Annotated in this window: 13 protein-coding genes; 6 read left to right on the top strand and 7 right to left on the bottom strand. The window is 66.3% G+C overall.

Going from position 1 to position 13,445, the window contains the following annotated elements; all coding sequences use genetic code 11:
- Positions 1-6: 6 nt before the first annotated feature.
- Positions 7-1,011: a type I glyceraldehyde-3-phosphate dehydrogenase gene (gene gap / locus AC5P5V_RS11765; RefSeq protein WP_061479320.1), complete on the bottom strand. Its 1,005-nt coding sequence runs from the start codon at positions 1,009-1,011 to the stop codon at positions 7-9.
- Positions 1,012-1,203: 192 nt separating this feature from the next.
- On the opposite strand from gap, the gene AC5P5V_RS11760 reads away from it, so the two are divergent.
- From AC5P5V_RS11760 to AC5P5V_RS11750, 3 genes are all read left to right on the top strand, one after another.
- Positions 1,204-1,833: an OmpW/AlkL family protein gene (locus tag AC5P5V_RS11760; protein ID WP_061479321.1), complete on the top strand. Its 630-nt coding sequence runs from the start codon at positions 1,204-1,206 to the stop codon at positions 1,831-1,833.
- A 423-nt stretch (positions 1,834-2,256) separates the two neighbouring features.
- On the top strand, positions 2,257-3,075 hold the full coding sequence (locus tag AC5P5V_RS11755) for a S1/P1 nuclease (protein ID WP_061479323.1): 819 nt from the start codon (positions 2,257-2,259) through the stop codon (positions 3,073-3,075).
- A gap of 11 nt (positions 3,076-3,086) precedes the next feature.
- Positions 3,087-3,887 (top strand): MBL fold metallo-hydrolase, encoded by an 801-nt coding sequence (locus tag AC5P5V_RS11750; protein ID WP_061479324.1) that lies wholly within the window; start codon positions 3,087-3,089, stop codon positions 3,885-3,887.
- Between the two features lie 57 nt (positions 3,888-3,944).
- Here AC5P5V_RS11750 and AC5P5V_RS11745 read toward each other — a convergent pair whose 3' ends face one another.
- The 3 genes from AC5P5V_RS11745 to AC5P5V_RS11735 are packed head-to-tail and all read right to left on the bottom strand — an operon-like array spanning position 3,945 to position 6,065.
- Positions 3,945-4,508, bottom strand: coding sequence for a hypothetical protein (locus AC5P5V_RS11745; RefSeq protein ID WP_134968093.1), 564 nt, complete (start codon positions 4,506-4,508; stop codon positions 3,945-3,947).
- Positions 4,505-5,707, bottom strand: coding sequence for a M56 family metallopeptidase (locus tag AC5P5V_RS11740; protein ID WP_134968092.1), 1,203 nt, complete (start codon positions 5,705-5,707; stop codon positions 4,505-4,507). Before AC5P5V_RS11740 ends, AC5P5V_RS11745 begins: the two co-directional genes overlap by 4 nt.
- Complete coding sequence (locus tag AC5P5V_RS11735) at positions 5,700-6,065, bottom strand: BlaI/MecI/CopY family transcriptional regulator (RefSeq protein ID WP_061479327.1); 366 nt, start codon at positions 6,063-6,065, stop codon at positions 5,700-5,702. Before AC5P5V_RS11735 ends, AC5P5V_RS11740 begins: the two co-directional genes overlap by 8 nt.
- Positions 6,066-6,183: 118 nt before the next feature.
- On the opposite strand from AC5P5V_RS11735, the gene AC5P5V_RS11730 reads away from it, so the two are divergent.
- The 3 genes from AC5P5V_RS11730 to ybiA all read left to right on the top strand — a co-directional run bounded on the left by AC5P5V_RS11730 (position 6,184) and on the right by ybiA (position 9,375).
- Positions 6,184-6,741, top strand: coding sequence for a flavin reductase family protein (locus AC5P5V_RS11730; RefSeq protein WP_005418896.1), 558 nt, complete (start codon positions 6,184-6,186; stop codon positions 6,739-6,741).
- A gap of 34 nt (positions 6,742-6,775) precedes the next feature.
- The gene (locus AC5P5V_RS11725) at positions 6,776-8,728 is read left to right on the top strand and encodes an acetyl-CoA hydrolase/transferase C-terminal domain-containing protein (RefSeq protein ID WP_134968091.1); all 1,953 of its coding nucleotides are present in this window, start codon (positions 6,776-6,778) and stop codon (positions 8,726-8,728) included.
- Positions 8,729-8,826: 98 nt separating this feature from the next.
- Positions 8,827-9,375, top strand: coding sequence for a riboflavin biosynthesis intermediates N-glycosidase (gene ybiA, locus AC5P5V_RS11720; protein ID WP_061479329.1), 549 nt, complete (start codon positions 8,827-8,829; stop codon positions 9,373-9,375).
- A 115-nt stretch (positions 9,376-9,490) separates the two neighbouring features.
- Here ybiA and tkt read toward each other — a convergent pair whose 3' ends face one another.
- The 3 genes from tkt to AC5P5V_RS11705 form a co-directional block, all read right to left on the bottom strand.
- Positions 9,491-11,488, bottom strand: a complete 1,998-nt coding sequence (tkt, locus tag AC5P5V_RS11715; RefSeq protein ID WP_134968090.1) for a transketolase — start codon at positions 11,486-11,488, stop codon at positions 9,491-9,493.
- Positions 11,489-11,614: 126 nt separating this feature from the next.
- Positions 11,615-12,037: a hypothetical protein gene (locus AC5P5V_RS11710; protein ID WP_227837915.1), complete on the bottom strand. Its 423-nt coding sequence runs from the start codon at positions 12,035-12,037 to the stop codon at positions 11,615-11,617.
- Positions 12,038-12,114: 77 nt separating this feature from the next.
- A complete protein-coding gene (locus tag AC5P5V_RS11705) occupies positions 12,115-13,434 on the bottom strand; it encodes a dicarboxylate/amino acid:cation symporter (protein WP_065185312.1) in 1,320 nt (439 codons plus the stop codon).
- Between the last annotated feature and the right edge of the window lie 11 nt (positions 13,435-13,445).

The raw sequence follows: 13,445 nt of genomic DNA, 5'->3' as shown, positions 1-13,445 counted from the left end.
CCGGCCTTACTTGGCGGCGATGACCTTGGCCATTTCCAGGCACTTGTTGGAGTAGCCCCACTCGTTGTCGTACCAGGTCACCAGCTTGACGAAGGTGCCGTCCAGGGCGATACCGGCGTCGGCGTCGAACACCGAGGTGCAGGTCTCGCCGCGGAAATCGGTGGCCACCACCTTGTCTTCGGTGTAGCCCAGGATGCCCTTCAGCGCGCCTTCGCTCTGTGCCTTCACTTCAGCGCAGATCTCGGCGTAGGTGGCTTCCTTCTCCAGCTCGACGGTCAGGTCGACCACCGACACGTCCGAGGTCGGGACGCGGAAGCTCATGCCGGTCAGCTTCTTGTTCAGTTCCGGGATGACCACGCCGACGGCCTTGGCCGCACCGGTGGACGAGGGAATGATGTTTTCCAGGATGCCACGGCCACCGCGCCAGTCCTTGTTGGACGGGCCATCGACGGTCTTCTGGGTGGCGGTGGCCGCATGCACGGTGGTCATCAGGCCGCGCTTGATGCCCCACTTGTCGTTGATGACCTTGGCCAGCGGGGCCAGGCAGTTGGTGGTGCACGAGGCGTTGGAGATGATTGCCTGGCCAGCATAGGTCTTGTCGTTCACGCCGAACACGAACATCGGCGTGTCGTCCTTCGACGGGGCCGACATGATGACCTTCCTGGCGCCGGCATCGATGTGCTTCTGCGCGGTTTCCTTGGTCAGGAACAGGCCGGTGGCTTCCAGCACCACGTCGGCGCCGACTTCGTCCCACTTCAGGTTGGCCGGGTCGCGCTCCTGGGTCAGGCGGATCTTCTTGCCGTTGACCAGCAGGTCGTTGCCCTGCACCGCCACGTCGGCCTCGAAGCGGCCGTGCACGGAGTCGTACTTGAGCATGTAGGCCAGGTAATCCGGCTCCAGCAGATCGTTGATGGCCACGATTTCGATGTCGTCGCCGAAGTTCAGCACCGCCGAGCGCAGGACGTTACGCCCGATGCGACCGAAACCGTTGATACCAACCTTGATTGCCATTTCTCAAGCTCCTGCAGCCGCGACGGGTGCGGCGGGATGGATAGGGCCCACAAGTCTAGCAGGCCGAGGCTGGCCACCGTGGGCCAGGCCGGGCCGCCAGCAGGTCGGCGGACAGGATTTGATCCGGATCAAAGCGTTAGCGCGGCGTGAGGCCGAGACTGTCGCCATCCACCCAGCAACGAGAACACCCCCATGCGCAAGACCTCCCCCCTGATCGTGGCCAGCCTGGCCGCCGCCCTGTCCCTCGCCGCCGCCCCGGCCATGGCCCAGTCCAAGGGCGACTGGACCGTTTCGGCCGGCGTGCACCAGGTGGCGCCGAAGTCGAACAACGGCTGGCTGGCCGGCGGCACCCTGAAGGTCGACGTCGACAACGACGTCAAGCCGACCATCACCGGCGAGTACTTCATCGCCGACAACCTGGGCATCGAAGTGCTGGCCGCACTGCCGTTCAAGCACGACATCAACATCAACGGCCTGGGCCGCGTCGGCAGCACCAAGCAGCTGCCGCCGGTGGTGACCGTGCAGTACCACTTCAACAGCAAGGGCAAGGTGTCGCCGTTCATCGGCGCGGGCGTGAACTACACCACCTTCTTCAGCGAAGACACCACCGGTGCATTGGCCGGCAGCAAGCTGAAGCTGCAGGATTCGTGGGGCCTGGCCGCGCATGCGGGCATCGACTTCGCGATCGGCGAGAAGGGCGCCCTGCGCGTGGACATGCGCTGGATCGACATCGACAGCAAGGTGAAGTTGAACGGCGAGAAGATCGGCACCGTCAACATCGATCCGCTGGTCTACGGCGCGTCCTACGTCTTCAAGTTCTAAGCGGTGTGTTGATTGCGGGGGCTTCGCCCCCGCTCCCCCGCTGCACGCACAAACCCTCGCAGCATGTTGCCCCGGTGATTGCCGGGGCTTTTTTGTGCCTGAGACTGAAGCGGTTCCGGAGCTGGGGCGAGGCGGGGAGCAGAGCCTGTACATCCGAGGCGTAATGGTTGCCTGCAATTGCAAAAGGCGGATTTTGATCCTGCATTTGTTCTTGATGTTGCCTTTGACGTTTGCATCCGCCTCCGCGGCCATGTTGGATGGGGCTGCAGGGGCAGGCGCTGCGGGACCGTTGGCGCCATGGATGGCGCCATCGAGCCTCCAGGGACGGATTTACGGCGTGTCCCGCCGCCCCTCCCTCTGCGCTCCCACTTCGGAACAGGAACGCGCCGCTCCTCAATCCACCTACCCCGCTAGAATGTGTGCATGAAAGCCCTGCACTCCCTGTTCCTCGCCGCCGCCCTGGCGCCGGCCCTGCTGTCCGTCTCCGCCCCCGCCCATGCCTGGGGCGCGCAAGGCCACCGCCTGGTTGCCGAAGTCGCCGACGCCCGCCTCAACCCCGCCGCCCGCGCCGAAGTGGACCGCCTGCTGGCCATCGAGCCAGACGCCACGCTGGCCAGCATCGCGCCCTGGGCCGACCAGCTGCGCGCCAAGGACCCGGGTCTGGGCCGTCGCTCGGCCGGCTGGCACTACGTCAACATCGCCGAAGACGACTGCCACTACGAAGCACCGAAGCACTGCAAGAACGGCAACTGCATCGTCGAGGCCCTGAAGGCACAGAGCGCCATCCTCGGTGATCGCAGCCTGACCGATGGCGAGCGCCTGCAGGCACTGAAGTTCGTCGTGCACCTGGTCGGCGATATCCACCAGCCGATGCACGCCGGTTACGCCCACGACAAGGGCGGCAACGATTTCCAGCTGCAGTTCGGCAACCGCGGTACCAACCTGCACTCGCTGTGGGACAGCGGCATGCTCAACACCCGCAAGCTGGACGATGCCGGCTACCTGCCGGTGCTGCAGGGCCAGCGCGCGCCAAAGCTGGCGCGCCAGTCCAACCCGCAGCGCGACCCGCAGGCCTGGGCCGAAGCCAGCTGCCGCATCTCCATGCAAGCTGGCGTTTATCCGGCGTCGCATAAAATCGGTGACGAATACACCGAGCGCTACCGGCCGCTGGCCGAAGCGCAGCTGCGACTGGCCGGTGAAAACCTGGCGCAGTTGCTGAATCGCGTGCTAGGCACGCGCTGAGGAGAATCCCGATGCCGGTCCAGGTGCAGTCGTTCTTCCACCGTGACAGCAATACCTTCAGCTACCTGGTCAGCGATCCGGCCAGCGGTGAGGCGGCGCTGATCGACCCGGTCCTGGACTACGACCCGGACACCGACGCCAGCAGCGAATCACCGCTGCGCGGGGCATTGCAGGCCATCGAACAGCAGGACCTTCAGCTGCGCTGGCTGCTGGAAACCCATGCCCATGCCGACCATGTATCGGCCGGGCGCCGGCTCAAGCAGCGCTTCCCGCAGGCCACGCTGGCCATCGGTGAAGGCATCCGCGCGGTGCAGGCAACGTTCGCGCCGCGCTATGGCCTGCAGCTTCCGGCCGCCGATGAGATCTTCGATCACCTGTTCAGCGACGGCGAAACCTTTGCCATTGGCGAGCTGCAAGGACAGGTGATCGCCGTGCCCGGCCACACCAGCGACAGCATCGCCTACCTGATCGGCGATGCACTGTTCACCGGTGACTCGCTATTCATGCCCGACGGAGGCACCGCACGCTGCGATTTCCCGGGTGGCGATGCCGCACAGCTGTACCGCTCGATCCAGCGCCTGCTGGCCCTGCCCGATGCCACCCGCGTGTTCGTCTGCCACGACTACGGCCCGGGCGGCCGCGACTTCGCCAACGAAACCACCATCGGCGAACAGCGCGCGCACAACATCCACGTGCATGACGGCGTGGCCGAGGCAGAGTTCGTCAGCGTGCGCCAGGCCCGCGATGCCACGCTGGAAGAACCGAAGCTGATGCAACCGGCGGTGAAGGCCAACATCCAGGGTGGAGCCTGATCCACGCCGCTGCGCCCGCCGGGCATGGCCCGGCGCTACCCCGGTCATCGCGAGCGATCATTTTCCCTGCGTACGCACCACGTGCTGGCCCTTCACGATCTCGAAGGTGAAGGCGTACTGCAGGGTGACCGCCACCGGCTCGACGCGCTCGGCGCCGCGACAGTCGCCGCGGTCGGCAGGCACCTTGCCAGCGGCGAAGTGGCAGACCGCTGCGGACGAGTACTTCCACATCGCCACGGCCTCCTGCGCAGCCTCAATCAGGGGCGCATTCTCGCGTGCGGCTCCTGCGGCGCAGTCCTGGCGATCGGTCAGCGGCATGCTGCGTTCGACACCGCCCTGCTCATCCACCACTACCTGCAGGCAGATGGTGGTCGGCGCCAGTTCCGCGCGCGGGTCGCGATCACCGACCTCCGGGTCCGGTGCCGCATACAACTGCGGCATCCGGTAGCCCTCGGTCGCACCCAGCGAATACGCCTGCAACTGCCCACTGCCACCGCCCGCCTGCGGCTGCAGTCGCTGGTGGCCGACATTCTCGCTGCGGGTGTGCACGGTGGCCAGCCGTTCCTGGCTCGCACACCCCACCATCAGCGCCGCCACCACGAGCAGCGGCGCGGACTTCACTGGGCGTCCTCGCTGTTGTCCATCGCAAAGGTGATCGGAATCTTCACTGCGCCTGCCACCGGCTTGCCGTTCTTCATCGCCGGCCGATAGGTCCAGCTGCGCGCTGCGGTGATCGACACCGCGTCGAACACGCCCGGATTGGTGGCACTGAGCACTCTGACATCGGTGGGTTGGCCGCTGGCGTCCACTTCCACGCGCAGGTTCACCACGCCCACCTGGCGTTGCTCGAACGCGGACCTGGGATAGGAGGGCGGTGGCATCTTGACGACCTGGATCTCCCGATCCGTGACCGCCGCTGCCGGGCGGCCGGCCATCGCACCGCCCTGGCTGGCCCACGCTACTGCGCCCATTCCCAGGCACAACCCGACGACCAGCACCTGCCCCGATACCCACGGCAATGCCTTCCGCTTGGACTGCTTCAACATGGCGATACGCTCCTTCAACACGGGTTGGCTGCGCCAATGGCAGACCGCTGGCGCAACCGGGTGGACCAGCTGCGCCTTCAGCAGCGTGCCGGCATAAAGGCCGCGCAGCGCAGGCTGCGGGGCGATGGTACGGGCATCGCAGGCCAGTTCCTGGTCGCGCAGGAAGCGGCGTGCGGCCCAGGACAGCAGCGGGTGGAACCAGAACACCGCGCGCGCCAGCAGCAACGCGCCGTTGGCCCAGTGATCGCCATTGCGACGGTGGCTGCGCTCGTGCTGCAGGATCAGCCCCTGTTCCTGTGCGCTGAACTGTTGATCGAAGTCCGGGCCAACCACGATTCGCGGCCGCCACAGGCCAACCAGTGCTGGCAGGCCTGGATCACTACTGGCCTGCCAGCTGCCATCGGCGCGCGGCTTCAGCGGGCCCATGCGCCGTTCGAAACGACGCTGTGCGCGCAGGTCGCGCAGCAGGCAGATGCCCATGCCCAGCGCCCATGCCAGCAGCAACAGCGGTGCCCATGGCAGCGACGGCCCTGCCAGTTCGTCCACCGCCCCTGGCTCGACTTTCAGCGGCACTGTCGGCACGTGCTGCAACAGCGCAGCCTGCGGCAACGGCAGCAGCAAGGTCACCAGCAGCATCGGCAACAACCACCAGCTGCGATAAGCCAGTCCAGCGCCCCCCATCCACACCAGCAGCGGTCGCAGCACGGCCAGCAGGATCACCCCCATGGCCAGCCACACGCTGGCCTGCCACAGTCCACCGAGCAGCTCAGTCATGATCCAGCTCCTGGATCAGCTTCTTCAGCTCGGCGATGTCCTGTGCGCTCAGCTGGCCGCGCTCGCTGAAGTGCGCCACCAGCGGCGCCACGCGCCCTTCGAAGACACGGCCGATGAAGTCCTGGCTCTGCGCCTCCACCCAGGCCTGGCGCTGCAACAGCGGGCGATACAGATAGCGCCGTCCATCGCGCTCGGCGGCGATCGCGCCCTTGGTCAGCAGGCGGTTGAGCAGGGTCTTGATGGTCGGCTCGGCCCAGTCACGGTGGGCCAGCGCGGCGACCACTTCGTCGGCACTACGCGGTGCCTGATGCCACAGCACCTCCATCACAACGGCTTCGGCTTCGCTGATCGGGGTCATGATTTACATCCGTAATCGACAGATCGATTACGCACGTAATCGAACCAGCTGTCAAGCCCCTCGACTCCGGATTCATCGGCTTTGCGCCAGCATCGAGCCCTCCCAGCCGAGGCCCCGGATGAAAGCGCTTCCCAAGAAGGAATTCCCGGTCGAGCAGGCCCGCCGCTTCCTCGAACCCGGCCCGATCGTGCTGGTCAGCACCGCCTGGCGCGGCCAGCACAACCTGATGACGATGGGCTGGCACATGGTGATGGGCTTCTCGCCGTCGCTGGTCGCCACCTACCTGTGGAATGAAAACCACAGCCATGCACTGGCCGTCGGCAGTGGCGAGTGCGTGATCAACGTACCCGGCGTGGAACTGCTCGATACCGTGGTGGACATCGGCAACTGCAGCGGCCGCGAGGTCGACAAGTTCGCCCGTTTCGGGCTCGATGCGCTGCCCGCGCGCGAGGTCGGCGCGCCGCTGGTCGGGCAGTGCCACTCGAACTTCGAATGCCGCTTGTACGACGACAGCCAGGTGGCGTCGAGCAATCTGTTCATCTGGGAGATCGTGCGCGCCCATGTTGCGCCCCGGCCGAAACTGCCGCGCACGGTGCATTACCGCGGCGATGGGCAGTTCATGGTGTCCGGCGCAGAAGTCTCGCGTCGACGGCGGTTCAAGCCCGACATGCTGTAATGCCCGCACTCCCCCACACGCAGGACCGCCGCGCATGACCGAACACCTCACCGACCTGGACGCCGCCGTCGACTGGCTGTTTGCGCGCGTGGACGGGCCGCTGCGGATCGGGGCACCGCTGGCGCTGGGCAAGCCGCATCGGCTGCTCAACGCCCTGTATGCGCGCGTCGAGCACGATCCCTCACGGCCGCTGCAGCTGTATACCGCGCTGTCGTTGAACCCGCCGAAAGCGCGTGGCAACGGCCTGGAGGCACGCTTCCTTGCGCCGTTCGCGCAGCGCCACTTCGGCGACGATTTCCCGCGCCTGGCCTATGCCGATGCGATCGCGCGCGACGCGTTGCCAGCGCACGTGCAGGTGGAAGAGTTCTACATGCAGTCCGGCGCCCTGCTCGGTTCGCGGCAGGCGCAATCCAGCTATACCAGCCTGAACTACACCCATGCCGCCGACGCGGTCGCGCAGCGCGCGCCGCAGGTCATCGTGCAGAAGGTGGCGATGCGGCCGAATGACCGTCGGCTTTCGCTGTCGTGCAACAACGACATCACCCAGGACACGCTCGATGCGATGACCGCGCGTGGCCTGCCACGCCCGTTGCTGATTGCCGAGATCGATCCGCAGCTGCCCTATCTGGGCGGCTCGGCGACGGTCGATGTGTCGTTCTTCGATCTGGTGATCACTCCGCCTCCGCCGTACCCGGCGCTGTTCGGGCTGCCGCGGCAGCCGGTCGGCGACGCCGACTACGCCATCGGCCTGTATGCCAGCACCCTGGTACGCGATGGCGGCACCCTGCAGATCGGCATCGGCACGCTGGCCGATGCCCTCAGCCATGCGCTGGTGCTGCGCCACACCGACAACGCGCGCTACCGCCGCGTGCTGCACGCGCTGGATCCGCAGCTGGCCAGCCACCCGCTGGTGCAGGAGATCGGCGGCGTGGATCCGTTCGAGGTGGGCCTGTACGGCTGCAGCGAGATGCTCAATGAGGGCTTCCGCCGCCTGGTGCAGACCGGGGTGATCAGGCGCAAGGTGCACGACGACCTGGCGCTGATGCAACGCATCGAGAATGGCAGCACGTTGTCGATCGACCACGCCACCCTCGCCGCGGAAGGCGAGTACCTGCATGGCGCCTTCTACCTGGGCTCGCCGGAGTTCTACGAGTGGCTGCGCACGCTGCCGGAAGACGAATGCCGTGCGATCGGCATGCGCCGCATCAGCGAGATCAACCAGCTGTATGGCGGTAACGAGGCACTGGAGCGCCTGCAGCGCCGCCATGCGCGTTTCTTCAATTCCTGCATGATGGCTACCGCGCTCGGCGCGGCGGTATCGGATGCGCTGGACGATGGACGCGTGGTGTCCGGCGTGGGCGGCCAGTACAACTTCGTGGCGATGGCACATGCCCTGCCGGAAGCGCGCAGCGTGCTGATGTTCCGTGCCGCACGCGATGACAAGGGCCGCCGGGAATCGAACGTGCGCTGGAACTACGGCCACACCACCATCCCTCGCCACCTGCGTGACATCTACCTCAACGAGTACGGCATCGCCGATCTGCGCGGGCTGACCGACGAGGACTGCGTGCATGCGATGACCGCAATTACCGAAGCGCCCTTCCAGGGCGATCTGCTGCAGCAGGCACAGGCCTCGCGCAAGCTGCTGGCGGCATCCCAGCCCGACCCGCAGCGCCTGCAGCGCAACACGCCCCAGGCGCTGGCGGCGGCACTGGCACCATTCCGCGCCGATGGCAGCCTGCCGGACTACCCGCTGGGCAGCGATTTCAACGAGATCGAGCAGGTGCTGGTCAAAGCGCTGGCGTGGCTGAAGGCCAACACGCAGACCCGCAGCGACAAGCTGCGCACCGTCTGGGCAGCGCTGCGGCAACCGGCCGGCGACGGCGATGCGGTGTACCTGCAGCGCATGGGTCTGCAGGCACCGAAGGATTTCGCAGAGCGCCTGGATGCGCGACTGCTGCGCCTGGCACTGGCGCGCACTGCGTAAGCACTGGTGGCGCCGGGCCATGCCCGGCGAATGGGGATCGCTGCCAACCAAGCTTGGCAGCTCCCGGAGCGCCGTCGCTGACGCGGTATCCTGTAGCGATGAAAGACGACTCCCGTTTCCTGCGTGACCTGCAGCAGCGCCAGGCCGCAGGCGAAGACCTGCGTTACCTCTGCTTCTGGGGCCACCAGCCGCCGCGCATCGGTGTGTCCGCCTCGTGCTTCAGCCAGTGGTATGACGCAGGCTTCGACATCGATGGCATGCACTACCGCACCGCCGAGCACTACATGATGGCCGGCAAGGCGCGCCTGTTCGGTGCCACCGGCCTGCTCGACACGATCATCGCCAGCGCCACGCCGGACAAGGCCAAGGCGCTCGGCCGCAAGATCGAAGGCTTCGACGAGGCGCTCTGGACGCAGGCACGCTACGACCTAGTCGTGGAGGGCAACAAGGCCAAGTTCGCGCAGAACCCGGAACTGGGCGCGTTCCTGCGCTCTACCGAAGGCTGGGTGCTGGTCGAAGCCAGCCCGGTGGACGTCATCTGGGGCATCGGCCTGGCCAAGGACCACGCCGACGCGCACAACCCGGCACAGTGGCGCGGATTGAACCTGCTGGGGTTCGCGTTAATGGACGTGCGCGAGGCGATGTAGCGTTTATCCACGCACGGCGTGGATCTACTGGCAAGACGACCGATTCGTTTCGCCCCACAGAAAAAGAGAAAGGCCGGCTTGCGCCGGCCTTTCCTTCATCACTCCATGTCGCTGCTTACAGCGCCTTGGCCGCTTCCACCACGTGCGCCGTGGTGATGCCGAAGTGCTTGTACAGCTGGTCGGCCGGGGCCGAGGCACCGAAGGTGTCGATACCGATCACCGCACCGTCCAGGCCTACGAACTGGCGCCAGAAACCGGTGACGCCAGCTTCCACGGCCACGCGCTTGCGCACCGCGTTCGGCAGCACCGATTCACGGTAGGCCGCATCCTGGCGCAGGAACACGTCGGTGGACGGCATCGAGACCACGCGGGTCTTGATACCGGCCGCATCCAGCTGGGCCTTGGCTTCGGTAGCCAGCGAGACTTCCGAACCGGTGGCGATCAGGATCACGTCCGGGGTACCGGCGGCATCGGCCAGCACGTAACCGCCGCGCTCGATCTGCTTGATCTGCTCGGCGCTGCGCGGCTGGTGCGGCAGGTTCTGGCGGCTGAACACCAGGCAGCTCGGGCCGTCCTGGCGGGTGATCGCGGCCTTCCAGCTCACCGCCGACTCGACCGCATCGCACGGGCGCCACACGTCGTTGTTCGGGATGTAGCGCAGCGAGGCCAGGTGCTCCACCGGCTGGTGGGTCGGGCCGTCTTCGCCCAGGCCGATCGAGTCGTGGGTATAGACGTGGATGGCGTGGGCCGGAATCAGCGCGCTCATGCGCACGCCGTTGCGGGCGTAATCGCTGAACACCAGGAAGGTGGCGTCGAACGGAATGAAGCCACCGTGCAGGGCCAGGCCATTGGCGATGGCGGTCATGCCGAACTCGCGCACGCCGTAGTACACGTAGTTGGCGTTGGCGTCGTCGCTGGCGACCGACCTGCTGCCCTTCCACAGGGTCAGGTTGGAGTGCGCCAGGTCGGCCGAGCCACCGACGATTTCCGGCAGCAGCGGCGCATAGGCTTCGATGGCCAGCTGCGAGGCCTTGCGCGATGCAATCGTCGGGCCTTCAGCGGCCACCTGGGCGATGTAGGCATCGGCCTTGGCAACGAAGTCGGCTGGCAGCTCGCCGTGCGAGCGGCGGGTCAGCTCAGCCGCCTCTGCCGGATACTGGCTGGCGTACTTGTCGAACAGCTGTTCCCACTCGGCCTGGCGCAGGGTGCCGGCGCCATTGGCGCGCCAGCCGTCGTAGATCGCCTGCGGGATCTCGAACGGGCCGTATTCCCAGCCCAGCTGCTTGCGGGTGGCTTCCAGCTCGTCCTTGCCCAGCGGAGCACCGTGGCTGGATTCCTTGCCCGCCTTGTTCGGCGAACCGAAGCCGATGGTGGTGCGGCAGCAGATCAGGGTCGGCTTGTCGCTCTGCGACAGCGCGGCCTCGATGCCGGCCTTGATGCTGTCCGGGTCGTGGCCGTCAACATCGCGGATCACGTTCCAGCCATAGGCCTCGAAACGCTCCGGGGTGTTGTCGGTGAACCAGCCCTCGACGTTGCCGTCGATGGAGATGTGGTTGTTGTCCCAGAAGCAGACCAGCTTGTGCAGGCCCCAGGTGCCGGCCAGCGAGGCCGCTTCGTGCGACACGCCTTCCATCAGGCAGCCATCACCCATGAACACCCAGGTGCGGTGGTCGACCACTTCCAGCTCCGGGCGGTTGAAGCGCTGTGCCAGCAGCTTCTCGGCCAGGGCGAAGCCCACGGCATTGGCGAAACCCTGGCCCAGCGGGCCGGTGGTGGTTTCCACGCCCGGGGTCTCGTGGCGCTCCGGATGGCCTGCGGTGTGGCTGCCCAGCTGGCGGAACAGCTTGAGCTGCTCGATCGGCAGGTCGTAACCGCTCAGGTGCAGCAGCGCGTACTGCAGCATCGAACCGTGGCCGTTGGACAGCACGAAACGGTCGCGGTTGAACCAGTGCGGGTTGCTCGGGTTATGGCGGAGGTAGTCGTTCCAGAGGACTTCGGCGATGTCGGCCATGCCCATGGGCATGCCGGGGTGGCCGGACTTTGCGGTTTCAACCGCATCGGCGGCGAGGAAGCGGATGGCGTTGGCCAACTGGCGACGGGTAGGCTGCGTCATGGTTCTGTCGGAATCGGGAGGCGGCCGCGGACGTGCGGGCGGCCTATTGTCCCACAGACGCGGGGCCGGGTTCAGGCGTAGGACCAGATCCCTTGCCAGTGAAAGGGATCTGGTCCCGCCAACCCCTTACTTGGGCGCGGCAGCCTCGATCACGCCACACATCGACTTCTTCTGGAAGTCCTCGCCAGTGGCGTAGGTAGCCGGGGTGGTCTTGGTCACGGTGATCTTGGAACCCTTGCCCTCGGCTTCAACCAGCACGTTCCACGGCAGGGTGGTCTGGCCACCATTGAACTGGACGTTCTGTTCCAGGGTCAGCATGCCCAGGTCCTTGTCCACGCTGGCGACCTTCAGGCCCGACTTCACGCCCTCGATCTGGATACGCTTGAGAGCGTCGGCCGGGGTAACGTTGGGCACCACGTCCCAGGTGGTGAAGGTGCGCCCGGCGAAGAAGCTGCCGGTCTTGGTGTAGTTGGTTTCACAGGCCTTCTGGGCACTGGCGTCGAAAGCCAGCAGGCCCAGGGCGGCGACCATCACGTACGAAATCCTCATTTCTGCTCCCTTTCGCACGGCGCCAATCCCGACGCCTTCCATGCGTCGGGATAGTATCCATGGCATTCAGGGCGCGTTCAATCGAGGGGCGTGCCCAGCGCCGGTCCGTCATGGGACTCGCCCTTGGCCACCAACGTGGTCAGGGCCAGGTCGCCGGTCACGTTCAGGGCGGTACGGCACATGTCCAGGAAGTGGTTCACGCCCAGGATCAGGCCGATGCCCAGCGGGTTCACACCGACCATCGCGCAGATCATCGCCACCACCGGCAGCGAGCCCGACGGCACGCCCGCCGTGCCGATGCCGCCAAGGATGCAGACCGCCATCACCATGATCTGCTGGCCAATGCTCAGGTCCACGCCGAAGAACTGGGCCAGGAAGATCACCGTCACGCCCTCGAACAGGGCGGTGCCGTTCTGGTTGGCGGTGGCACCCACGGTCAGCACGAAGCGCGACACGCGCTGCGGCAGGCCCATCTGGTCCGCCACGCGCAGTGCGGTCGGCAGGGTCGCGTTGCTGGAGGCGGTGGAGAACGCCATCACCGTCGCTTCCTGGGTATCGCGGAAGAACGACAGCGGCGAGCGGCCGGACAGCCATACGGCAGTACCGTAGGTCACGACCATGTGCAGGCCGAGCGCCAGCACCACCACGCCCACGTACGCGCCCAGGCGGATGATCAGCTCGAAGCCGAACAGCGCGGCCAGATTGAACATGAAGCAGGCCACCGCATAGGGGGCCAGGCGGATGACCAGGTTGATCAGGGTCATCGAGATTTCAAACACGCCTTCGATGGCGCGGCGCAACGGGGCGACCTTCTCATTGTCGGTCAGTACCATGCCGATGCCGAACATCAGCGCGAAGAACATCAGCGACAGGATCGCGCCGTTGTCCGACGCGGCCTGCAGCACATTGCTCGGCACGATCGACAGCAGCATGTCCATGCCCTTCGGCGTGCCATGGATGCCAGCGACGATTTCCTTGCTGCGCTCGGCGTTCTCCGACAGCATCATCGCGGCGACCTGCGGATCCACGCCGGCGCCCGGCTTGAGCAGGTTGACCAGCACCAGGCCGATGCCTACGGCAATGCCGGACAGCAGCACGGTATAGGCCAGGGTCTTCCAGCCGATGCGGCCCAGGGCGCGGATGTCGCCCATCTCCGACACGCCCATGATCAGCGCCGAGAAGATCAGCGGCACGATCAGCATGAAGATCAGGTTGAGGAACAGGCCCGACGCCGGGGTGGTGACGTAGTCCATGACCCACTTGGCACCGGCCTGCAGGCCATCGACGCTGCCGCCCAGGGCGTGCACGATCAGTCCCAGGATCAGGCCGATCGCAAAGCCGATGCCCATCTTCCAATGCAGGGGCAACTTCTTCTTGTCGGCAGCAGCTGCTGTCATGCGCGGGTTTC

Source organism: Stenotrophomonas sp. YJH_SMC_130, from assembly GCF_059369035.1.
This window is presented reverse-complemented; position numbering and strand designations above follow the sequence as displayed.